A 21638-nucleotide genomic window follows, 5' to 3' on the forward strand; every position below is an offset into this window, starting at 1 on the left:
CATGTTGACGAAACGACGCGATGCCGCGGCTTCGTTGCGAGTGGATAAGAAAACGATGCAATAACCATGCCAAATCGTGGCGTGCCGAGGGGCCTTGCCCTTGCTCGGGCAGCTTGGCCATTGGCGCATGGCGGTGACCGAACGCCGTCGGCATGCCCGCGCCCCGTCTTGGTGCGCCGGATAAGGACTATCCCTGTGTGCCGGCGCGCGGCGGGCCGTCCACGACCATTCCCAAAAAACAAAAACCGAAATCCCATACTCATAAACGCACAAATGTTAGGTATTCGTACCAACAGGATCCAAGTATCAAATAATAAAAATCCAACGCCACGCGATTTGAGCCATCGTGGTGCGCAAATGCGTTCATAACCCTGCCGGATGACTCATGCATGTTTTGGCATGACGGCGATGCGGCCTGCCCTCGGTAACCTGAAAAAACAGGACACGCCAAGGAGCCATATCGTGGAACGTCGAGAGTTCTTGAAGAGCGCCGCCGCGGGCGGCCTGATCGCCGCCGCCGGCGGATTGCCGTCGCTGTCCGCGGCACAATCGTCGAAGAAGACCCTGCGTTTCGTGCCCCAATCCGACCTCGCCAATTTCGATCCCATCTGGGGCACGCAGTACGTGGTGCGCAATGCGTCGATCATGGTGTGGGACATGCTGTACGGCATCGACGCGAACATGAAGTCGCAACGCCAGATGGTCGAGTCCGAGGAAGTTTCCAGCGACGGGCTGACGTGGACGTTCACGCTGCGCAAAGGCCTGAAGTTCCATGACGGCCAGCCGGTGCTCACCAAGGACGTGATCGCCAGCCTGAAGCGTTGGCAGCAGCGCAATTCCATGGGGCTGATGATCCGCGACATCCAGGCCGAGATCACGCCCATCGACGATATGCGGTTCAAGTGGGTATTGAAGAAACCCTTCCCGAAGATGCTCGACGCGCTGGGCACGCTGGGCACCCCCTGCCCCTTCATCATGCCGGAGCGCATCGCCCAGACCGATCCGTTCAAGCAGATCACCGAATACGTCGGCTCCGGCCCGATGCGCTTCGTCCGCAACGAGTGGGTGCCCGGTGCGAAGGCCGTATTCGAGCGCTTCGCGGACTACGTGCCGCGCGCGGAGCCCGCCTCCTGGATGGCGGGCGGCAAGAAGGTGCTGGTGGACCGCGTCGAGTGGATCATCATGCCCGATCCGGCCACCGCGTCGGCGGCCCTGCAGAACGGCGAAATCGACTGGTGGGAGAACCCCATCGCCGACCTGATCCCGGTGCTCAAGTCCGGTTCGGGCATCGTCACCGAGATCGCCGATCCCCTGGGCAACGTCGGCTCCTTCCGCATGAATCACCTGTATCCGCCGTTCAACGACGTCAAGGCCCGCCGCGCCGTGCTGATGGCGATGAGCCAGCAGGATTACATGCAGGCCATCGTCGGCGAGAATCCCGAACTGTGGAAACCCATGGCGGGCTTCTTCACGCCCGGCACGCCGGCCTATACGGAAGTGGGCGGCGACATTTTCAAGGGGCCGCGCGACATGGACGCGGCGAAGAAACTGCTGGCCGAAAGCGGCTACAAGGGCGAGCCCGTCACCTGCCTGGTGGCGCAGAACCAATCCATTACCAAGGCCATGGGCGACGTGACCGCCGACCTGCTCAAGCGCCTGGGCATGAACGTGGATTTCGTCGCCACCGATTGGGGCACGGTGGGCACCCGCCGCGCCAGCAAGGCCCCGCCCGCCCAGGGCGGCTGGAACATGTTCCACTCCTGGCACGTGGGCGCGGATTGCGCGAATCCGGCCGGCTACATCGCCTTGCGCGCCAATGGCGACAAGGCATGGTTCGGCTGGCCCAAGGACGACAAGATCGAAACCGACGTGCTGGCCTGGTACAACGCGTCCGGTCCGGCGCAGGAGAAGTCGGTCATCGAAGCCCTGAACAAGGAGGCCACCGACTTCGTGGTGTATGCCCCGACCGGTTTCTTTCTCCAGTACACGGCGTGGCGCAGCAACGTCACGGGCATCTCCAAGGGGCCGATGCCTTTCATATGGGGCGTGGACAAGGCCTGACCGGAACGGCATCGATGTACGCCTATATATTGAAACGGATCGGCGCCACCGTGCCCGTGCTGGCGATGGTGGGGGTCTTCGTGTTCGGCCTGCTGTTCGTGGCGCCCGGCGACCCCGCCGCCATCGTGGCGGGGGACCAGGCCAGCCCGGCGGACATCGCGCGCATCCGGGCGGCGATGGGCCTGGACCGCCCTTTCCTGGTGCAACTGGGCGAGTGGTTCTGGAACATCCTGCACGGCGACCTGGGCAAGTCCATCTTCAATTCCCTGCCGGTGGCGCAGTTGATCCATACGCGGCTGGGGCCGACGCTGTCGCTGATGACCGTCACCCTCATTATCTCCATCGTCATCGCCGTGCCGCTGGGCGTGCTGGCCGCGTGGAAGGCCGGCACCTGGATAGACCGCGGCATCATGGCGCTGGCGGTGCTGGGCTTTTCCACGCCGGTCTTCGTGCTGGGCTACGTGCTGTCGTTCTCGGTCTCGCTGAAACTGGGCTGGCTGCCGGTGCAGGGCTACACCACGCTGGACCATGGCGTATGGCCGTGGCTGCGCAACCTGCTGCTGCCGTCGATCTCGCTGGGCTTCATCTACATCGCCCTGATCGCGCGGGTGACGCGCGCCACCATGCTCGAAGTGCTGCAACAGGACTACATCCGCACCGCCGCGGCCAAGGGCCTGGGGCAGCAGGCCATTCTCTACGTCCACGCATTGAAGAATGCGTCCGTGCCCATCGCCACCGCCATCGGCATCGGCGTGGCCCTGCTGATAGGCGGCGCCGTCGTCACCGAAAGCGTCTTCGCGATTCCCGGCCTGGGCCGGCTGACCGTCGACGCCATCCTGCAACGGGACTACCCCGTCATCCAGGGCGTGGTGCTGGTGTGCAGCTTCGCCTACGTGCTGGTCAACCTGCTGATCGACGTCCTGTATAGCGTCCTGGATCCGAGGATACGATATTGAGCCCGCCCGATTCCACCGCCGCTTCCTATGCCGCCGGCGGCAGCTATCGCGCCGCCAAGGCCATGCCGGACCTGTTTCCCGCGCGGAAGAAACGCGGCCGCCTGGCGCAACTGTTCTCGCGCCACGCCGCCGTCGCGATCGGCGGCGGCATCCTGCTCCTGCTGATACTGATGGCGATCTTCGCGCCGCTGCTGTTCACCGTCGATCCCACGGCGCTGGCGATCTCGCAGCGGCTGCGCGCGCCTTCGGCCCTGCACTGGTTCGGCACCGACATGCAGGGACGCGACCTGTATTCGCGGGTCATCTACGGCGCCCGCATCTCGCTCATCACGGGTTTCTCGGTGGCGCTGCTGGCCTCGGCCATCGGCTTGCTGATCGGCATGGTGGCGGGCTTCGTCCGCATGGTCGACGGCGTGCTCATGCGGGCCATGGACAGCGTCATGTCCATTCCCTCGGTGCTGCTCGCGATCGCCCTGATGGCCATGACGCGCGGCAGCGTCATCAACGTGATCGTCGCCATTACGGTGGCGGAAATCCCCCGCGTCGCGCGCCTGGTCCGCAGCGTGGCGCTGTCCCTGCGCGAACAGCCTTATGTCGACGGCGCGATCGCCTCCGGGTCGGGCACCGCGCGGATCATTTTCCGGCACATCATGCCGAACACCTTCGCGCCGCTGATCGTGCAGGCCACCTATATCTGCGCCAGCGCCATGATCACCGAGTCGATTCTCTCCTTCATCGGCGCGGGCACGCCGCCCTCCATTCCGTCCTGGGGCAACATCATGGCCGACGGCCGCATGCTCTGGCAGGCCAAGTTCTACATCATCGCCTTTCCGGCGGCCTTCCTCTCCTTGACCGTGCTGGCCGTGAACCTGCTGGGCGATGGCCTGCGCGACGCGCTGGATCCCCGGCTGAACAAGGAGAAATGACGTGGCCCTGCTGGAAGTCGACGACCTGCAAGTGCATTTCCGCGGCCGCGACGGCGTCAACCGCGCGGTCGACGGCCTGTCGTTCCATGTGGAGCAAGGCGAGACGCTGGCCATCGTCGGCGAATCGGGCTGCGGCAAATCGGTGACGTCGATGTCGATCCTGCGCCTGCTGCCCAGGCGCAGCGGACGCATCGCCGGCAGCATACGCTACGGCGGCAAGGACTTGCTGAGCGCCAGCGACCGCGAGTTGCGGCGCATACGCGGCAACGAGATCTCGATGATCTTCCAGGAGCCCATGACCAGCCTCAATCCGGTGCTGACCATAGGCCGCCAGATCGGCGAGACCTTGCGCCTGCACCAAGGCATGGACCGGCAGGCCGCGCGCGCCCGCGCGGTGGAGATGCTGGCGCGGGTCGGCATCCCGGAGCCGGCGCGGCGCGTGGGCGAATATCCGCACCAGCTTTCAGGCGGAATGCGGCAGCGCGTGATGATCGCCATCGCGCTGGCGTGCAAGCCCATGCTGCTGATCGCCGACGAGCCCACCACGGCGCTGGACGTGACGATACAGGCCCAGATCCTGGGCCTGATGCACGACCTCAAGCAGGACACCGGCACGTCCATCATCCTGATCACCCATGACCTGGGCGTGGTTGCCGAAAGCGCGCAGCGCGTCATGGTCATGTATGCGGGACGCAAGGTCGAGGAGGCGCCCGTGCGCGATCTGTTCGCCCACCCGCTGCATCCGTACACCCGCGGCCTGCTGGGCGCCGTCCCCCGGCTGGGCTCGTCCCTGCGGGGCGAGGCCACGCGGCTGGCCGAAATTCCCGGGCAGGTGCCCAGCTTGCGCCAGCCCATCGTCGGCTGTGCTTTCGCGGGGCGCTGTCCGCAAGCCGTCGACGTGTGCAGGCGGATCGCGCCCGCCATGGAAGCCAAGCGTCCCGGGCACGTCGCCGCCTGCCATATGCAGCCCAGCGAGGTGGCATCGTGAATCGGCCCCTGCTGGAAGTGAACGACCTGGTCAAGCATTACCCCGTCCGCGCCGGCTGGTTCGGGCGCCAGCGGCAGGTCGTGCATGCCGTGGACGGCGTGTCGTTCCAGATCGCGCGCGGCGAAACCCTGGCGCTGGTGGGCGAATCGGGATGCGGCAAGTCCACCGTGGGCCGTTGCGTGCTGCGCCTGACGCCGGTGACGGCGGGCCAGGTGGTGCTGGACGGCTTGCGCATCGACGACATGACCGACGCCACGCTATTGCCGCAACGCCGGCGCCTGCAGGTGGTGTTCCAGGACCCGTTCTCCAGCCTCAATCCGCGCATGCGCGTGCGCGACATCCTGGCCGAACCGATACGGAATTTCGGCCTGGCGGCCGATGCCGGCGCATTACGCGCCATGCTGGAAAGCCTGATGGACCGGGTGGGCCTGCCCGCCGAGGGACTGGACCGCTTCCCGCACGAGTTCTCCGGCGGGCAGCGCCAGCGCATCGGCATCGCCAAGGCGCTGGCGGCTCAACCCGAGCTGATCGTCTGCGACGAAGCGGTGTCGGCGCTGGACGTGTCGGTCAAGGCGCAGATCGTCAACCTTCTGCAGGACCTGCAGAAGGAATTGAAACTGGCGCTGCTGTTCATCAGCCACGACCTGGCCATCGTCGAACACATGACGCATCGGGTCATCGTCATGTACCTGGGCACCATCGTCGAGGTGGCTACCAAGACGCAATTGTTCGGCAATGCCCTGCACCCCTATACGCGCGCCCTGCTGTCGGCGGTGCCCGATCCCGACCCCGAGCGAACCACCCGGCGGATCGTGCTGCACGGGGATATTCCCAGCCCCATCGACCCGCCTTCCGGCTGCCGCTTTCACACGCGCTGTCCGCAGGCGCAGGCGCTTTGCCGCCAGGCGGCGCCCCCATTGAAGCAATACGCCCCCGGCCACCAGGCCGCATGCCACTTCATCGATGCGGCGGCCGATTCCCTCACCGGAGAAACCGCATGACCTCAGCGCGCAAGATGGGCCTGGCAGTGGCCCAGATGGGACCCGTGAATTCCACCGATTCCCGCGCCGGCACCCTCAAGCGCCTGCTGGACATGCTGCGCGAGGCCAAGGGCCGGGGCGCGGAACTGGCGGTCTTTCCGGAACTGGCCTTCACCACTTTCTTCCCGCGCTACTGGATGGACCAGTCCGAGGCGGTCGCCAGGTATTTCGAGGCGGCGATGCCCAATCCCGACGTTCAGCCCTTGTTCGACGAGGCGAGGAAACTGGGCATCGGTTTTCATATCGGTTATGCCGAGGCCACGCCGGACGGGCATTTCTTCAACACGGCCATCCTGGTCGACAAGCACGCCCATATCGTCGGCAAGTACCGCAAGGTGCATCTCCCGGGCCATGCCGATCACCGGCCCAGCTATCCCTTCCAGCATCTGGAAAAGAAATACTTCGAAGTAGGCGACCTGGGTTTCAAGACCTGGGACTTCCTGAATACACGGGTCGGCATGTGCATCTGCAACGACCGCCGCTGGCCCGAGACCTATCGCGTGATGGGGCTGCAAGGCGCCGAGCTGGTCATGCTCGGCTACAACACGCCTTCGCGCAACAACAGTTATCACGAGGCGCCGCATCTGCCGGATTTCCACCATTTGCTGAGCATCCAGGCCGGTGCCTACCAGAACGCGATGTGGGTGGCGGCGGCCGGCAAGGTAGGATACGAAGACGGCATACACATGATAGGCGGATCGGCCATCGTGGCGCCCGACGGCGAAATCGTCGCCAAGGCGGCCGGCGACACCGACGACGAGGTGATTTTCTTCAACGTCGATTTCGCCCGCTGCGACGGGCCGCGGGAATACATGTTCAACTTCGCCAAGCATCGCCGCACCGAGCATTACGGACTGATCGTCGAACAAACGGGCATGGCGGAAAGAATCGCCTGACCCCGCAAGCGATCCCGAAAACGACCCCGCAAGCGCGGCCGGCGTTTTCGGCCGGTAGCCGGACAAGGCCCATGGCGAGACACAGCAGGAGCAAGGCATGGAATTCGATATCGTGATCAAGGGCGCCAAGGTGGTCGACGGCCTGGGCGGCCCGCCGGTGGCCGCCGACATTGCCATCCTCGGCGAACGCATCGCGCGGATCGGCGACGGCGCGCAATGGACGGCCCGCGAAACCATCGATGCGGGGGGCAAGGTGGCGGCGCCCGGCTTCATCGACTGCCACACCCACGACGACCGCCTGCTGCTGAGCAGCCCGCTGATGCGCCCCAAGGTGAGCCAGGGGGTTACGACCGTCATCACCGGCAACTGCGGCATCAGCCTGGCGCCGGTCAGCGTGGCGGGCGATGCCATCGTTCCTCCGCTGAACCTGATCGCCAAGCAGCGCGGCGACCTGTTCGGCACCATGCGCGAGTATGCGGCGGCGCTGGCCGACAGTCCCGCCGCCGTCAACAGCGCGGCGCTGGTGGGGCATTCCAGCCTGCGCGTCTCCGCCATGGACCGGCTCGACCGCCCGGCCGACAAGGCCGAAATCGCCGCCATGCGCCGGGCGCTGGATATTGCCCTGGGCCACGGCGCCATCGGGCTGTCCACGGGCTTGTACTACCCGACCGCGGTGCACTCCAGCACCGAGGAAGTCATCGGCGTGGCCGCGCCGCTGGCCCGCTGGAACGGCGTGTACACCACGCACCTGCGCGACGAAGGCGACCACATCTGCGACGCGATGGAGGAGGCCTTCACCATCGGCCGCGCCGCCGACGTGCCGGCCATTCTTTCGCACCACAAGGTCATGGGCAAGCACAACCATGGCCGCTCGACCGAAACGCTGGCGCTATACGACAAGGCTCGCAGGAACCAGCCGCTGGGCATGGATCTCTATCCCTATGCGGCGTCTTCGACCGTGCTGGATACGCGGCGGCTGGCCGACAGCGACAAGGTGCTGATCACCTGGTCGGAGGCGCGCCCCGACGTGCAAGGCCAGGACCTGTTCGAGCTGGCCGGGCGCGAGGGCAAGGATCCGGTCGTATTGGCCGGGGAACTGCAACCGGCGGGCGCGATCTATTTTTCGATGGACGAAGGCGACGTCAAGCGCATCATGGCCTACGACCAGGTGATGATAGGTTCCGACGGGCTGCCGCACGACACCTCGCCGCACCCCCGGCTATGGGGGGCGTTTTCGCGGGTGCTGGGCAAGTATTCGCGCGAGCAGCATGTGCTGGGCATGGAAGAGGCGGTGCGCCGGATGACCAGCCTGACCGCCGCAAAGTTCGGCTTGAAGGACCGCGGCGTGCTGAAGGCCGGCTGCTTCGCCGATATCGTGATGTTCGATCCGGAGACGGTGGCCGATGCCGCAACCTTCCTGAGTCCGTTGCAGCCTTCGGTGGGGATCGCGTGCGTGATGGTCAACGGCGCCGTGGTCGAAAGCGACGGCGTGCCGACCGGGGCGCGGCCGGGACGTTTCCTGGGCAACGAAGACCGCGGCGCGCCCGGCCTGGACGTGCCGGCCTGGGCGTAGCAAGTAACCGGCAGCCCTGCGAACTGATGGGCTTGCGCACGGGTAGGAAATGGACGACGGCGATATGCTGGTCTCCCGATCGATACCGCTCATGGCTTGACCAGCCGGAACGGAAGTCAGTCTGGTACTGGATCGGCAGCGCCCCTTTCAGTTCTTCTGCCCGCTTGATCGACGCCTAGGCAATGTCAACGCCAAGCGCCTTTCGAAAGGGGCGTATTGCATGGAGGTGACGAAGAAATCCACCCTGGTTGCACCCAAAGTCCAACACCGTCTTCGTCGATAGGTCATGCTCAGGCGTCAAGGCAATCATGTGCCGCCAGAGTCCGTGGACGCCAACGCGGGAGGCGGCAAGTTCACAGGATGGTGGGATTCGGCGCGTCGCCGTACACCAGCTTCGGGTCGAAGATTTTTTCCGATTCCGTGAAAAGAAGCGAATCGCCTTGCGTACGCGCCCGCCCGATCGGCACGCTGCGGTAGAAGCAGGAGCGATAGCCGACGTGGCAACTTGCGGCAGAGCCGGCGACCCGTACACGCAGCCAGACGGCATCCTGGTCATCGTCGATGCGAAGTTCTTCGACCGTCTGCACCAGACCGCTGGTGGCGCCTTTGTGCCACACGACCTGACGCGATCGACTCCAGTAATGGGCCTCGCCAGTCTGGATGGTTCTACGCAACGCCTCTTCATTCATATAGCCCAGCATCAGCACCTCGCCAAGCTCGGCATCGGTCGTCACGCAAGGAATCAGGCCGTCGCGGTCGAATTTTGGCGCCAGTTCGTCGCCTTCCTCGATCTGCTCGATCGATGTTCTCGGCGAAAATCGGGGAAGCGGCAATACGGTGCCTATGCGCGTCGCATCAACACCGGGTTGAACGGTTTCGTCTTGGGTGTTCATCCTGCTGTCCTTGTTGTCATTTCCACATGCTGCCGGCGATCGCGGTCAGACTTCGTATAGTGTCCGTACATCGCCGGCCGGTAGGCGGCGCTGCTCGGTGGTTTCAAAAATCTACAGGATTCGCCGTCGCCTCCAGGAACTCAATAGGTTGCCCCACGGGCTCGCCGATGAGCGCGGCATCTTTCGCCACCACATGGCCCCGGACCACGGTGGCCATGGGCCACCCCGTGACGCTCTTTCCGTGATAGGGCGTCCAGGCCGCGACACTCGCCATCCAACGGTTGGTAATCTCCCGCCGGGCACGGAGGTCCACCAGCGTCAGGTCCGCGTCATAGCCGACGGCAATGCGGCCCTTGCCGGCGAGGCCGAAGAGACGGGCCGGTCCGGCACTCGTCAGGTCCACCAACCGTTCCAGGGTCAGGCGGCCCGCGTGGACGTGGTCCAACATGATGGGCAACAGCGTCTGTACGCCCGTCATGCCGCTGGGCGAGGTCGGATAGGGTTGCTGCTTTTCGTCGAGCGTATGCGGCGCATGGTCACTGCCCAGGACATCCACGATGCCGTCACGGATCGCCCGCCACAGCGCATCCTGATGATGCTGCTCGCGCACGGGCGGGTTCATCTGTGCCAACGTGCCCAGCCGTTCATAGCATTCCGGCGCCGCAAGGGTCAGGTGGTGAGGCGTGACCTCGACGCTGACACGGCGCTTGTGGTGGGCCAGGAAAGCCATTTCCTCTGCGGTGGACACGTGCAAGACGTGCAGCCTGCGGCCGGCCTCGGCAGCCAGGCCGACGATCCGCTGTGTCGCCGTCAGCGCGCTGGTGACATCGCGCCAGACAGGATGGTCGCGCACGTCGCCGCTAGCCTGGGCCAGCGCCTTGCGCTCGCGCAAGCGCGCCTCGTCCTCGGCATGCACCGCCATGCGCCGCGTGCCATGGCGCACGATACGCCGCAGCACGTCCTCGTCGTCGGCCAACAGGTCGCCGAAAGAACTGCCCATGAACACCTTGACGCCGGCGCAGCCCGGCAGGCGCTCCAACTCGGCCAACTGCTCCGCGTTCACCGCCGATCCGCCCATGTAGAAGGCATAGTCGCACCAGGCGCGCCCGTGCGCGCGGTCCAGCTTGGCTTGCAGGTCCGCCGCGGTCAAGGTCAGCGGATTGGTGTTGGGCATCTCGAAGACGGCCGTCACCCCGCCCAACACCGCGCCGCGGGTGCCGGTTTCCAGGTTTTCCTTGTGTGTCAGCCCCGGCTCGCGGAAATGCACCTGGCTGTCGATCACCCCAGGCAGCACATGCAGGCCCAGGGCATGGAGGGTGGTCCGTGCCGTCCAGCCCGTCGCATCCAGGGCCACGATCTTGCCGCCCAGGCAAACAATGTCGCAGGGGGTATAGCCGCTGGGCGTCACCACGGTACCGCCCGTCACGCACAGGTCTGCGTGCCGGCGTGCCAGCCGGCGCGCAATGTCCCGATCATCATTCACGATGCGCTCCTTCATAGGCGGGCTCGGTCTGGATGCGCGAATCGTGCCTGGCCCCTCCGACCGTGAAGCCATAGAGGCTCTGGAACGTCATTCCCGATAGTCCGAATGCATCGTGAATCACATCATCAAAAAAACAACCTATTCCCGTGCCGCGCAACCCCACTGCCTCCGCCTCCAAATAAAGCACTTGTCCCACCATGCCGGCCTCCCAGAAGAGGCGCCGGTAGCTCCACGGGCCTTCTTGTTGCAGCGTGCGCTCGAAGTCGGCCAACATGGCAACCGAGAACACACCGTTGGCCGCAATGGCCTGGTGGCAGTTGCTGCCGGCGGCGAATCGCCGCGTATCGCCCACGCCGAGCCGGACCAGCCGTGCGTTACCCGGAAGGCCCGCGATCGGCTCCCATTCCGAGAATCCGGTCAACGCCTCGCGCAGCCGCGATTCCTGGCCGGGCTCGCGGACCAGCAGGTAGATGCCGCGCTCCAGGCCGATGACCCGGTGGACCAGAAAAACAGGGTGAATGGCGCTTGCCCACGGCCACGCAGCCCACGGCGTGGCCGTCGCCGGCAGCAGCCGCGCCAGGAGTCGTCCAAAGTCACCTTTGAGCAGACCGGCCTGACCGTCCATCTCGACGGCACTGCGCCGGGTACGGAACAGCCGGCGTGCCGCCAAGCCCGGGCGGCTTCCCACCACGGCGGCGCGCCGCGTCGTCGGCGCCGCGGCGACCAGACTGCCTGCCTGCCGTTCCCGCCGCGTCGCGGCAGCAACCCGGTCGATTTCCGGCCATGGCCGGTGGCTCGGGCTCAGGCGATTGGGCACGCCTTTGAACGGCGGGCGGTCGCGTGCCGTGGTCCACGCGCAGGGGGGCACCCACGCCGCCGCCACGTCGGGGGCCGCGGCCTGCGGCGACGCGGCCAACAAGACGTCCGGATGCTCCCCGTCTTCGCCCACCTGGGCCGAGATACCCGCGAGCAGCGCGATGTCATCGTCGCTGACGGCAGACAGCGGCCGGACGTGCCAGCCCAGCGCCGCGGCGGCATAGGACAGCTGCGCGATCGCATGTCCCACGTCGTGCTGGCAATAGCGGTAGGCGCGCTCACCGTACTTCCAGGCTTCCCGCCAGTGGATGGACGTGAGCGCGACCAGGAAGGTAGACGGGGGCAACGCCGCCATCGCGCCGTCCCACTGGCTCGTCTTCCAGACGGTGCGCCGTTCCAATGCGTGATCGAGCGGTCGATAGTGGTATAGCGCCGGGGCCTGACCGAGGCCGTCGATCGCGGGCAGCAACAGGTGCGCTTCGGTCGGATGCAGGTTGCCACTGGAAGGATTGCAGCGCACGGCCCAGCGATCGCCGCCTGCGACCTTCCAGGCCGAGATGGCCAGAGCGTCGTAGAGAAGTTGCGAGACCAGGTTGAACGACAGCTCGGCGGGGTCAACCGCACCCGCGGCCACTGTGTCGAAATCCGGGCCATCGGCTGCCGGCTCCGGCCGTGCAAGCGCGACCTGTTCCGCGCCCTCATAAGTACGAAAGGGATCGGGCTGCGTGGCCCAATCCAGCCCATCGGGCCCGGGCGCGTAAGCGTCCAGCCGGTGTTTCGTGCGGGCGTGGAAGGCCAGGACGGTTTCGAGGCGATTTTCGGCCTTCATGCGCGGACCTGCTGATCGGGCGGCCGCGCGGCCTCTTGCAGGCGCTGCGCGGCCTCGGCCAGTACCATCGTGCCGAGGTCTTCGCCGGCGCGGCTGCGCAGCGCCACCGTGCTACCCTCGGCTTCCTTGGCCCCGACCACGAGCAGATACGGCACCCGCTGCAGGGTGTGCTCGCGGATCTTGTAGCCGATTTTCTCGTTGCGCACGTCGGCGGCGCTTCGGACGCCGGCCCGGCGCAATGCGTCGGACACACCCCGGGCATAATCGGCGTGGGACTCGGTAATGGACAGCACGGTTGCCTGTATCGGCGCGAGCCAGGCCGGCAGATGGCCGGCATGGTGCTCCAGAAGTATGCCGATGAAACGCTCCAACGAGCCGAACAAGGCGCGATGCAGCATGACGGGACGCCTGCGCTGGCCATCCTCGGCCACGTAGTCGATATCGAACCGCTCGGGCAGGTTCATGTCCACCTGTAGCGTGCCGCACTGCCAATCGCGGCCGATGGCATCGCGCAGCACGAATTCGAGCTTCGGGCCGTAGAATGCCCCTTCCCCCGGATTGACCGCATAGGACAAGCCCAGGCCATCGAGCGCCTGTACCAGCGCATGCTCCAGGCGGTCCCAGGTGGCGTCGTCGCCCATCCGGTGCTCGGGCCGGGTCGAGAGCTTGATCGCCACGTCCTCGAAGCCGAACTGGCGGTAGATGTCCAGCACCAACGCGACCACGTCCCGGCACTCGGCGTCCATCTGCTCAGGCGTGCAGAAGATGTGCGCGTCATCCTGGGTGAAATGGCGCACCCGCATCAGGCCGTGCAGCGCGCCCGAGGGCTCGTAGCGGTGCACCTTGCCGAACTCGGCCATGCGGATAGGCAGGTCGCGGTAGCTGCGCAGCCCGTGCTTGAAGAGCGAGACGCCACCCGGGCAATTCATGGGCTTGAGCGCGAAGACCCGTTCATCCTCGGTGGTCGTGGTGAACATGTGCTCGCGATAGTTGGCCCAGTGCCCCGAGCGCTCCCACAGGCTGCGGTCCATGACGTCGGGCGTATTGACCTCGACGTAGCCGGCCGCTTCCTGGCGGCGGCGCATGTAGTCGACCAGCACCCGAAAGACCGTCCAGCCCTTGGGGTGCCAGAAGACGGCGCCGGGGGCATCTTCCTGGAAATGGAACAGGTCCAGTTCCCGGCCCAGGCGGCGATGGTCGCGTCTTTCCGCCTCCTCCAGGCGGGTCAGGTAGGCGTCCAACGCCTCGCGGCTCGCCCAGGCCGTGCCGTAGATGCGCTGCAACTGCTCGTTCCTGGCGTCGCCTCGCCAATAGGCGCCGGCCAGCTTGGTCAGCTTGAAGTGCTTCAGAAAGCGCGTATTGGGCACGTGCGGGCCGCGGCACATGTCCACGTATTCCTCGTGGAAATACAGGCCCAGCGTCGCCTCGTCGGGCATGTCCTCGATCAGCCGCAGCTTGTAGGCCTCGCCGCGCGCCTGGAAGACGTGGATGGCTTCCTCACGCGGCACCAGCCGCTTGATGACCGGATAGTGCTTGGCAATCAGCACGCGCATACGCGCCTCTATCGCCGCCAGATCTTCTTGCGTAAACGGCCGCTCGAACGCGATGTCGTAGTAAAAGCCATCCTCGATCACCGGGCCGATGACCATCTCGGCCGTCGGATAAAGCTGCTTGACGGCATGTCCCACCAGATGCGCGCACGAGTGCCGAATGACGGCCAGGCCATCCGGGCTGTCGGCCGCCACGGGCTGGACGTCGGCGTGTGGATCAACCGGGTCGGACAGATCCCGCAAGATGCCATCGACACGCGCCGCCACGGCAGTCCTCAACTGTTCGGGCGCCGCAGCCTTGAGAACCTGGAGGGCCGTGGCCACAGGCACCGCCGCAGGACTTTCCGTCATTGCGCTCATAGCGTCTCCACGACCTCGGGGGTCAGGCGCATATACCCCTCGGCGTACTCGATGTTGCGCGAGGCGGTGATGCCGATGTTGCGCTTGGCCTGCACCCCGCGCTGCAAGGCCATGCGCGTGTAGTATTCCCACAGGTGTTCCTGGCCGGCCATGCATTCGATGGCACGGCGCTTGACCTCCCACACGTCGGTGATGTCGAGGAAGGTGTTGGGCATCCACTCGCACTGTTCGGTCTGGTGCGGCTCGAAGGCATAGACGGGTGGTGCGCCGAGGATCTTCTGGCCGGGATTGTGCCCTTCGGCCTGGGCCGTGACCCGTGCCTCCTGGGTCAGGTGCATGGCCAGGGGATGGTCGAAGTTGTAGGGATCTTTCACCGAATGGCTCAACACGAAGGCCGGCTGCAGTTCGCGGTAGAGGTCGACCAGCCGGAACAGCGTGTCGTCGGTGACCCGCATCGGGTAATCGCCGATGTCCCAGAATTCGACCTCCGCACCGAGAATGTCGGCCGCACGCTGGGCTTCGTCGCGGCGGGCGATCTTGACCTGCTCCAGCGTCATACCGGGGCGGCGCCAGAGCTTGGCGGATTCGCCACGCTCGCCAAACGACAGACAGACGATCTTGACCTGCCAGCCCTGGCGGGCGTGATAGGCGATGGCACCGCCCGCACGCCACACGAAATCGGCCGAATGGGCGCTCACGACGAGCGCCGTCTTGTTCTTGGAGGTCATGCTGCGGGTTCCCCTTGCGGAATCGGATGTTGCATAGCGGTTATTCAAAGCTCGTTCTGGATGGCCTTGTAGCCCTGCACGAGGCCATTGTTCGTGCGCGCCACGTCCTCGGAGAATTCACTGGCGTCGGCCGTGATCCGCGGCAGCGTAGCGAGGTCCGTGGCCGCACCGATGCGTTCGGTCGAAGGTACGTAGAAGCCGGAGGGCAGATGGCAGCCATCGACCACGGCGTTGTAGCGGACCACGCAGCCGTCTTCGACCGTACAGTTGAAGAGCACGCTGTTAAAACCAATGAAAACGCCGTCGCCGACCTGGCAGGGCCCGTGGACAATGGCGCGGTGCGCGATCGACGTGCGCTGGCCGATCGTCACGGGCGAACCAGACTTGGCGTGGATGACTACGCCGTCCTGGATGTTGGAATGCGCGCCGATGACGATGGGCGAGAGTTCGCCATCGCCATCGGTTTCATCGGCCCGAATGACGGCATACGGCCCGATGAAGACGTTTTCCTCGACCACGACCTTGCCGCACAGGATCGCGGTCGGGTCCACGAAGGCACTGGGATGAATGCGCGGCAGGTCGCCGCGGGGGTTCTTGCGGATCATGAATGTTCAACAGAGGGTTGTAGGGACAAGGTGGCGCGCTGCCGTTGGCTGAGCAATACCCGTTGCAGCACCGTCAGGTGCGGAAACTCCACCAACATGCCGATGACCAGCGCAGCATAGACCAGCGGCTGGCCGGGCAGCGCGGCCATCGTCACCGCCAGCATCAATGGTGCATTCCGGGCCGCGATGTTCATGGTGAGCAGCGCGTGCTCGGGATAGCCCAGCAGCAGCTGCGCCACCATGTTGATGGGAATCAGCGCCGTGCCCAGGGCAGCGTTGCCGCGCGCCAGCCGCGTAAAGCCCAGAAACCAGTCCGTGCATGGCGACATGAAATAGATCATGAGGCCGATCATGAAGAGGGGCTGCGTCGCCAACAACGCCGAGGCGATGCCATAGCCGATGGCGGGCACGAACAGGTAATTGGCGAGCAGAATCAGCCCGATCACGCGCACACCGCCGCGCAACTGCGCGACGGCCTCGAAGCGGACACCGAAGAACAGCACGCCGAACCGCAGCCCGGGCACCTTCTGCAGCGCCAGCGCCATGCCGATCCCGGCGGCGCCCGCGCCCACGACAGCCACATCCAGTCGATGCATTACGACTTCCTGCTCTTGGCGCCACCCTGTCGGGCCTTGAAGCGCGGATTCGACTTGCAGATCACGTAGATACGGCCACGCCGGCGCACGACCTGGCAGTCACGGTGGCGCGTCTTGGCGTCTTTGAGCGAGGAGAGAACTTTCATGGGGGCTCCTTTCGAGCAAGAAATAGTCAACAGGAGGCGTTCATGTGATTGCGGCGTCCGATATCGATTCATGGGATGCAGGCGCCCGCAATTTTCCCAACTTGAGCCGCTCGAACAGGTCAGGGTCGCCCCACTCCCGGCTGATGGCGGCCGAGAATGTGATATCCCGCAAGTCGATGGTGCCCATGTACGGATTCTCGACGTCTTCGCGGAAACACTGCGCGTAGCCGGTCTCGGTCTCGTGCACGATGACCGAATGCAGCCCCACGTCTGCTTCCCCATTGGCCATGTCCGTCTGCGCCAGCACGGCGTCCACCAGCCGGAAGATCACCCGCGAAAACTGTTCGGCGCTGGGCGATACCGGAAGGACGATCCATCGTTCGGAATGCTGCTGCATGGCGGCTACATAGGCGGGATCGTCCTCGGACCAGAGGGTGACGGCGTGATCGAAAGCGTCGATCAGGTCGCGCGCGCCACGCTTGAGCAGGCCAAAGTCATAGACCATCTGGCCACGATCCAGTGCGTGCGCTTCGAGCAGAAGCTCGACCTTGTAGGAATGTCCGTGGACCGAATGGGAACAACGCCGCGTGCTGCAACCCCGCACGATATGGGCGTTCTCGAACTTGAACAGCTTGCGAATCAGCATGTGCGCCTCCTCGCATCGGAAGCAGGCGGAACGGGGTCATAACCGCCGGGATGCCAGGGATGGCAGCGACCGATCCGGCGCAAACCTAACCACACCCCGCAAAGGACACCATGCTGCTGCACGGCCTCGATGGCGTACTGGGAGCACGATGGCGAGAATCGGCAATTCCTGCCCAGCCAGGGGCTGAGCCCGAGCTGGTATGCGCGAATCAGCAAGATGACCATGCGAGCAAGGCTCATAACGTCGCCTCCGCGCCCACACGCCAGGCCGTCCCTTGCGCCGTGTCCTCCAGGACGATGCCCGCGTCCTCCAGGGTGCGCCGCAAGGCGTCGGCGCGCGCATAGTCCCGTTGGGTACGCGCTTGCGCACGTTCCGCGATCAAGCGCTCTACCCATACCGCGTCGATGATGTCGGAAGCTGGACTGGCATGAAATCCCTGCAGCGCCGCCACCATCTGCGCGGCATCCTGCTGCACCAGGCCCAGCAATGCGCCGGAAGCCAGAAATTGAGCCTTCGCGTACATGCGTGCGCCGTTGGACTGCGCGCGATCCAGCTCCGCGGCTAACTGGTGAAGACGGGCCAGCGCCGCGGGCGTATTCAGGTCATTGGCCAAGGCCGCCACCACGCCCTCGTCAGGCCCGATGCCCTGGGCTACCTCCGATTGGGCGACTCGGTCCAGGGCACGGTAGAAGCGGTGCAGCGTGCGGCAAGCCTGTGCCAGCCGGTCGTCGGTCCAGTCCAGGGGGTGGCGGTAGTGCGTGGAGAGCAGCGCCAGGCGTATCGCTTCCCCGGGCGCGAGCTTCAATAGATCGCGCACCAGCAGCACGTTGCCCAGCGACTTGGACATCTTCTGCCCGTCGACCGTCACGAAGCTGTTGTGGACCCAGGTTCTGCAATACACCGTGCCGTGCGCGCAGGAGCCCTGGGCGATCTCGTTTTCGTGATGCGGAAAGATCAGATCCTGGCCTCCCCCGTGAATATCCACCGTCTGGCCCAGGTGCTGGCCGATCATGGCCGAACACTCAATGTGCCAGCCGGGCCGCCCGCGCCCCCACGGGCTATCCCAGCCGGGCAGCTCGGGCGTCGACGGCTTCCAGAGGACGAAGTCCAGCGGGTTACGCTTATAGGGCGCCACCTCGACACGCGCCCCGGCCAGCATGTCCTGCGGCCGGCGCCCGGACAGGCGGCCATATTCGGGGAAGGACGACACATCGAACAGGACGTGCCCCTGGGCTTCGTAGGCGTGCCCGCGGGCGATCAGGGTCCGGATCAGGGCAATGATGGCCGGGACGTGTTCCGTCACCCGGGGTTCAAGGTCCGGCGGCAGGACGCCCAGGGCCTGCATGTCCTCGTGATAGGCGTCGATGTAGCGCGCCGTGATCGTGCCGATCGGCACACCAGATGCCGCCGCTGCCGCATTGATCTTGTCGTCGACGTCGGTGAAGTTGCGCGCGTACACCACGCGGGGGTAGACATGGCGCAGCAAGCGCGCCAACACGTCGAAGACCACGGCGGGACGGGCGTTGCCGAGGTGAGCGTAGTTATAGACCGTCGGGCCGCAGACATACATCGTGACCCGGTCTGGCTGTTCCGGCTGCAACGCTTCCTTTGCGTGGGCCAGGGTGTTGTAAAGGCGGATTTCCGTGTTCATCCCACCGCCTCCCACGCCTTGGGTAGCGCATGGCTGAACGCCCGGAACGAATCCTCGATCACGTCTCGCCCCACATCCCGAGTGATGAATACCAAGCGGGAACGTTTGTCATCGCTGGGCCAGGCGGGCAGCGTGACCGGCGGATGGAAAATATGCTGGACGCCGTGAATGACGACGGGCCGGTCACTGCCCTCGATATTCAAAATACCTTTGACGCGCAGGATGTCGGCGCCCACGAAGCTCATCGACACCTCCAACCACGCCGCAAACACCTCCTCCGGGATGGGAACATCCACGGAAAAGCAGAATGCGCGGATGTGGTCATCATGGCGATTGACGTCATGGTGATGGGGCAGTTCCGGCTGCTGCACCAGATGGTTCAGCACCGTGGTCTTGCCGCTGCCCAGAAATCCCGTCAGCAGCGTGACCGGAATCAGTTCGACAGGGGTGCTCATACTCATAGGGCCTCGCTTGCCGGGTTTTCGGCCCAGGCGGCAGCGTCATGCGGATGCAGGCTCTCCAGATGCCGCACGTGCACGCGCGGCTGATCGAAGCGGCCGCGCAGCGCTGCCTGAATGCGGCGCGCGGCATCCTCGACGAACATCAGGTTGCCGCCATTGAGCGCGGCGAAGGCCTGCTCGTCGGCACGCTTGACCGCGGTCTGCACGGGGGTACTCAGCGCTTGCTCGATGCAGTCGATCAGGGGAAGCAACCCCAGGTTTGGCGCAACAGGTGCCACGCAGACCGTCACGCAGGCCTGGCTGCGCTGGCTGTGGGGCGTGGCGAGCGTGGCATTCTGGCGCAACCAGGCAGCCACCGTGGCTGGCGCCAAGCGGTCCCGACCCGAAAAAGTGTCAAGAAAGGCCTGCTCCACCAATTGCCGCGACAAGGCCGCCGAACATGGGCACGTCGAGGAATATGCCACGGTGACCTGGGCTTCGAGCGCGTAATGCCCCTGCCGCAAGGTCGCGCGGATCTCCACCGGATATGCCTTCCACCCGGCCAGGTCCTCCGATACGAGGGCCGGCCGGCGTACCAGCAGGTCGAAAGACAGGGTCAGCCGTGCGCTGCGGCTCTCGCAATCGTGGTGACTCACCACCATCGCGCGCAGCACCTCGTGAATCGAGACCGGCGTGAGGTCGGTCCGATCGGCCAAACCATCCAGCAGGCGGTATAGGCGGGACATGTGAATGCCCTTGACGTGCGGCGCGGGCAGGTCCACCTGTACGTCGGCGCGTGCGTGCAGCGCGCGCCGGTAGCCGGGCTCGGCCACCGTGACAGGCAGATCGATACCCTGCATCCCGACCCATTCCAGGGCGCTCAGGCTGGGCGAAAGCTCGGTGGTCGAAACGTCGGGTAGAACGGTATCCACATTGATGCTCGGAATCGTGTTGGAGGGGCAGCCCCCAACTCGGTCCGGAGTCCGGGGAATGCCGCGGTATCAAGGCCAGTTCGGGAAGGGGTTGTGCCAGGTCTTCCAGACCAGCGGCCCTTTGGCCATCTCTTCGTCGTTAAGCAGACAGGCATCGAAGCGCGCGCGCAGCGTCGCTTCGTCCATGTCCATGCCGATCAGGACGAGCTCTTGGCGGGCGTCGCCTACACCATCGACCCAATTCTTGCGTATCATCGCCACGTATTCGGGATCTTCCGGCCAGCGCTCGGGAGGCATCGCTGCCCACCAATAACCTGCCGCGCCATGACGGGCCACCGCGCCCGCTTGCGACCAGGATCCCGCCATCTCGGGATGGCTCGCCAGCCAGAAATAGCCCTTGGAACGCACCACGCCTGGCCACTCGCTCTCGACGAACGAAAAAAACCGCTCCGGATGAAAGGGCCGCCGGGCTTTGTAGACAAAACTCCGGATACCGTATTCCTCGGTTTCAGGCGTGTGCTGACCGCGCAGCTCACGCAACCATCCTGGCGCCTTCGACGCGGCGTCGAAATCGAAGAGGCCCGTATCCAGCACACGGTCCAGCGGCACTTTCCCAAACTCGGCCACTTCAACTCGCGCCCGAGGATTGAGCTTGTGTAGAACGGCCATTAACCGTTCACGCTCCTCGTCGTTGATGAGATCGACCTTGTTCAGCACGATGACATCGCAGAACTCGATCTGGTCGATCAGCAAGTCCACCACCGTCCGTTCATCTTCCTCACCCAGCGATTCGCCGCGCTCTTGCAGGCTGTCACGGGAACTGTAGTCACGCAGGAAGTAAGGCGTCGACCACGGTCACCATGGTGTCCAGACGAGCGACTTCGCCCAGGCTCTGGCCATCCTCGCCTTCAAAGGTGAAGGTCTCGGCCACAGGCAGCGGTTCGGAGATACCGGTTGATTCGATGACGAGCTGGTCGAACTTGCCTTCCTTGGCGAGGCGGTTCACTTCGATCAGAAGATCCTCGCGCAATGTGCAACAGATGCAGCCGTTGCTCATCTCCACGAGCTTCTCGTCCGTGCGGGACAACTCGGCCCCACCCTCGCGGACAAGCGCCGCGTCGATGTTGACCTCCGACATGTCATTCACGATGACAGCAACGCGACGGCCCTCACGGTTGTTGAGAATGTGATTGAGCAGTGTCGTTTTCCCGGCACCCAGAAAACCCGACAAGACAGTGACGGGCAACTGTTGGCCAGCCAAGTGAGATGAGCCTGCGTCCATGGTCGTTTAAGCCTTCAATAAGACAGATGAGAGTGTTAAGTTCCAGAAATGGTTGAGCACGCCGCACACAGCCCCAGAACTTCAATAGCGGCCTTGTCGGCCGAGAAGTTCACGCGACCAAGCCAATCCCCCACACAAGTTCCCAGCGTGTCATCTACGAGGACGTCGACATGACCGCATGAACGACAGATAGCGAGGGCGCAACAACCCAGGCCGAGTGAAGTGTTTTCGCACCAAACGT

Annotated in this window: 20 protein-coding genes and 1 pseudogene; 7 read left to right on the plus strand and 14 right to left on the minus strand. The window is 65.0% G+C overall.

What is annotated here, in order from left to right:
* The first annotated feature begins 462 nt into the window (after window positions 1–462).
* The 7 genes from CAL29_RS23490 (at window position 463) to CAL29_RS23520 (ending at window position 8440) form a co-directional block, all read left to right on the plus strand.
* A complete protein-coding gene (locus tag CAL29_RS23490) occupies window positions 463–2061 on the plus strand; it encodes an ABC transporter substrate-binding protein (RefSeq protein WP_218831888.1) in 1599 nt (532 codons plus the stop codon).
* 14 nt (window positions 2062–2075) lie between these two features.
* A complete protein-coding gene (locus CAL29_RS23495) occupies window positions 2076–3017 on the plus strand; it encodes an ABC transporter permease (RefSeq protein WP_094855368.1) in 942 nt (313 codons plus the stop codon).
* A 62-nt stretch (window positions 3018–3079) separates the two neighbouring features.
* Window positions 3080–3943 carry an ABC transporter permease gene (locus CAL29_RS23500; protein WP_094856866.1) on the plus strand — a complete coding sequence of 288 codons (864 nt, stop codon included), beginning with the start codon at window positions 3080–3082 and terminating at the stop codon, window positions 3941–3943.
* Between the two features lies 1 nt (window position 3944).
* A complete protein-coding gene (locus CAL29_RS23505; protein ID WP_094855369.1) occupies window positions 3945–4931 on the plus strand; it encodes an ABC transporter ATP-binding protein in 987 nt (328 codons plus the stop codon).
* Complete coding sequence (locus tag CAL29_RS23510) at window positions 4928–5932, plus strand: ABC transporter ATP-binding protein (protein ID WP_094855370.1); 1005 nt, start codon at window positions 4928–4930, stop codon at window positions 5930–5932. Before CAL29_RS23505 ends, CAL29_RS23510 begins: the two co-directional genes overlap by 4 nt.
* Complete coding sequence (locus CAL29_RS23515; RefSeq protein WP_256977693.1) at window positions 5929–6867, plus strand: N-carbamoyl-D-amino-acid hydrolase; 939 nt, start codon at window positions 5929–5931, stop codon at window positions 6865–6867. Before CAL29_RS23510 ends, CAL29_RS23515 begins: the two co-directional genes overlap by 4 nt.
* A 97-nt stretch (window positions 6868–6964) precedes the next feature.
* Complete coding sequence (locus tag CAL29_RS23520) at window positions 6965–8440, plus strand: N-acyl-D-amino-acid deacylase family protein (protein WP_094855371.1); 1476 nt, start codon at window positions 6965–6967, stop codon at window positions 8438–8440.
* Window positions 8441–8793: 353 nt separating this feature from the next.
* On the opposite strand, the gene hisI is transcribed toward CAL29_RS23520, so the two are convergent.
* The 14 genes and pseudogenes from hisI to zigA form a co-directional block, all read right to left on the minus strand.
* The gene (gene hisI, locus CAL29_RS23530; protein WP_094855372.1) at window positions 8794–9333 is read right to left on the minus strand and encodes a phosphoribosyl-AMP cyclohydrolase; all 540 of its coding nucleotides are present in this window, start codon (window positions 9331–9333) and stop codon (window positions 8794–8796) included.
* A 103-nt stretch (window positions 9334–9436) separates the two neighbouring features.
* A complete protein-coding gene (locus CAL29_RS23535) occupies window positions 9437–10831 on the minus strand; it encodes a dihydroorotase (protein ID WP_094855373.1) in 1395 nt (464 codons plus the stop codon).
* The gene (locus CAL29_RS23540) at window positions 10809–12461 is read right to left on the minus strand and encodes a SagB/ThcOx family dehydrogenase (protein ID WP_094855374.1); all 1653 of its coding nucleotides are present in this window, start codon (window positions 12459–12461) and stop codon (window positions 10809–10811) included. The genes CAL29_RS23535 and CAL29_RS23540 overlap by 23 nt, the downstream gene beginning before the upstream one ends.
* A complete protein-coding gene (thrS, locus tag CAL29_RS23545; protein ID WP_094855375.1) occupies window positions 12458–14371 on the minus strand; it encodes a threonine--tRNA ligase in 1914 nt (637 codons plus the stop codon). Before thrS ends, CAL29_RS23540 begins: the two co-directional genes overlap by 4 nt.
* Window positions 14368–15099 carry a PIG-L deacetylase family protein gene (locus CAL29_RS23550; RefSeq protein ID WP_094855376.1) on the minus strand — a complete coding sequence of 244 codons (732 nt, stop codon included), beginning with the start codon at window positions 15097–15099 and terminating at the stop codon, window positions 14368–14370. Before CAL29_RS23550 ends, thrS begins: the two co-directional genes overlap by 4 nt.
* A 44-nt stretch (window positions 15100–15143) precedes the next feature.
* On the minus strand, window positions 15144–15704 hold the full coding sequence (locus CAL29_RS23555; protein WP_094855377.1) for a gamma carbonic anhydrase family protein: 561 nt from the start codon (window positions 15702–15704) through the stop codon (window positions 15144–15146).
* Entirely contained in the window at window positions 15701–16300 is a 600-nt protein-coding gene (locus tag CAL29_RS23560) for an arsenic resistance protein (RefSeq protein WP_094855378.1), read from the minus strand. The genes CAL29_RS23555 and CAL29_RS23560 overlap by 4 nt, the downstream gene beginning before the upstream one ends.
* Window positions 16300–16446 carry a type B 50S ribosomal protein L36 gene (gene ykgO / locus CAL29_RS23565; protein WP_094855379.1) on the minus strand — a complete coding sequence of 49 codons (147 nt, stop codon included), beginning with the start codon at window positions 16444–16446 and terminating at the stop codon, window positions 16300–16302. Before ykgO ends, CAL29_RS23560 begins: the two co-directional genes overlap by 1 nt.
* Before the next feature lie 40 nt (window positions 16447–16486).
* On the minus strand, window positions 16487–17092 hold the full coding sequence (locus CAL29_RS23570) for a 6-pyruvoyl trahydropterin synthase family protein (protein ID WP_094855380.1): 606 nt from the start codon (window positions 17090–17092) through the stop codon (window positions 16487–16489).
* The gene (gene yidD, locus CAL29_RS23575) at window positions 17086–17331 is read right to left on the minus strand and encodes a membrane protein insertion efficiency factor YidD (RefSeq protein ID WP_094855381.1); all 246 of its coding nucleotides are present in this window, start codon (window positions 17329–17331) and stop codon (window positions 17086–17088) included. The genes CAL29_RS23570 and yidD overlap by 7 nt, the downstream gene beginning before the upstream one ends.
* Window positions 17328–18743, minus strand: coding sequence for a cysteine--tRNA ligase (gene cysS, locus CAL29_RS23580; protein WP_094855382.1), 1416 nt, complete (start codon window positions 18741–18743; stop codon window positions 17328–17330). The genes yidD and cysS overlap by 4 nt, the downstream gene beginning before the upstream one ends.
* The gene (locus tag CAL29_RS23585; RefSeq protein WP_094855383.1) at window positions 18740–19204 is read right to left on the minus strand and encodes a GTP-binding protein; all 465 of its coding nucleotides are present in this window, start codon (window positions 19202–19204) and stop codon (window positions 18740–18742) included. Before CAL29_RS23585 ends, cysS begins: the two co-directional genes overlap by 4 nt.
* Window positions 19201–20115: a GTP cyclohydrolase FolE2 gene (gene folE2 / locus CAL29_RS23590; RefSeq protein ID WP_094855384.1), complete on the minus strand. Its 915-nt coding sequence runs from the start codon at window positions 20113–20115 to the stop codon at window positions 19201–19203. The genes CAL29_RS23585 and folE2 overlap by 4 nt, the downstream gene beginning before the upstream one ends.
* Window positions 20116–20184: 69 nt before the next feature.
* Window positions 20185–21397 (minus strand): annotated as a pseudogene (zigA, locus tag CAL29_RS23595) (zinc metallochaperone GTPase ZigA).
* Window positions 21398–21638: the final 241 nt, after the last annotated feature.

It is taken from the genome of Bordetella genomosp. 10, from assembly GCF_002261225.1.
Lineage (GTDB): Bacteria > Pseudomonadota > Gammaproteobacteria > Burkholderiales > Burkholderiaceae_B > Bordetella_C.

Excerpts from the sequence above, each read along its gene's own strand:
- yidD (WP_094855381.1), bottom strand. The coding sequence starts at position 17,331 with ATGAGCCTTGCTCGCATGGTCATCTTGCTGATTCGCGCATACCAGCTC.
- CAL29_RS23495 (WP_094855368.1), top strand. The coding sequence starts at position 2,076 with ATGTACGCCTATATATTGAAACGGATCGGCGCCACCGTGCCCGTGCTG.
- CAL29_RS23555 (WP_094855377.1), bottom strand. The coding sequence starts at position 15,704 with ATGATCCGCAAGAACCCCCGCGGCGACCTGCCGCGCATTCATCCCAGT.
- CAL29_RS23500 (WP_094856866.1), top strand. The coding sequence starts at position 3,080 with ATGCCGGACCTGTTTCCCGCGCGGAAGAAACGCGGCCGCCTGGCGCAA.
- CAL29_RS23515 (WP_256977693.1), top strand. The coding sequence starts at position 5,929 with ATGACCTCAGCGCGCAAGATGGGCCTGGCAGTGGCCCAGATGGGACCC.
- CAL29_RS23560 (WP_094855378.1), bottom strand. The coding sequence starts at position 16,300 with ATGCATCGACTGGATGTGGCTGTCGTGGGCGCGGGCGCCGCCGGGATC.
- cysS (WP_094855382.1), bottom strand. The coding sequence starts at position 18,743 with ATGAACACGGAAATCCGCCTTTACAACACCCTGGCCCACGCAAAGGAA.
- CAL29_RS23540 (WP_094855374.1), bottom strand. The coding sequence starts at position 12,461 with ATGAAGGCCGAAAATCGCCTCGAAACCGTCCTGGCCTTCCACGCCCGC.
- CAL29_RS23585 (WP_094855383.1), bottom strand. The coding sequence starts at position 19,204 with ATGAGTATGAGCACCCCTGTCGAACTGATTCCGGTCACGCTGCTGACG.
- CAL29_RS23520 (WP_094855371.1), top strand. The coding sequence starts at position 6,965 with ATGGAATTCGATATCGTGATCAAGGGCGCCAAGGTGGTCGACGGCCTG.
- CAL29_RS23535 (WP_094855373.1), bottom strand. The coding sequence starts at position 10,831 with ATGAAGGAGCGCATCGTGAATGATGATCGGGACATTGCGCGCCGGCTG.
- CAL29_RS23550 (WP_094855376.1), bottom strand. The coding sequence starts at position 15,099 with ATGACCTCCAAGAACAAGACGGCGCTCGTCGTGAGCGCCCATTCGGCC.
- CAL29_RS23570 (WP_094855380.1), bottom strand. The coding sequence starts at position 17,092 with ATGCTGATTCGCAAGCTGTTCAAGTTCGAGAACGCCCATATCGTGCGG.
- thrS (WP_094855375.1), bottom strand. The coding sequence starts at position 14,371 with ATGAGCGCAATGACGGAAAGTCCTGCGGCGGTGCCTGTGGCCACGGCC.
- hisI (WP_094855372.1), bottom strand. The coding sequence starts at position 9,333 with ATGAACACCCAAGACGAAACCGTTCAACCCGGTGTTGATGCGACGCGC.
- ykgO (WP_094855379.1), bottom strand. The coding sequence starts at position 16,446 with ATGAAAGTTCTCTCCTCGCTCAAAGACGCCAAGACGCGCCACCGTGAC.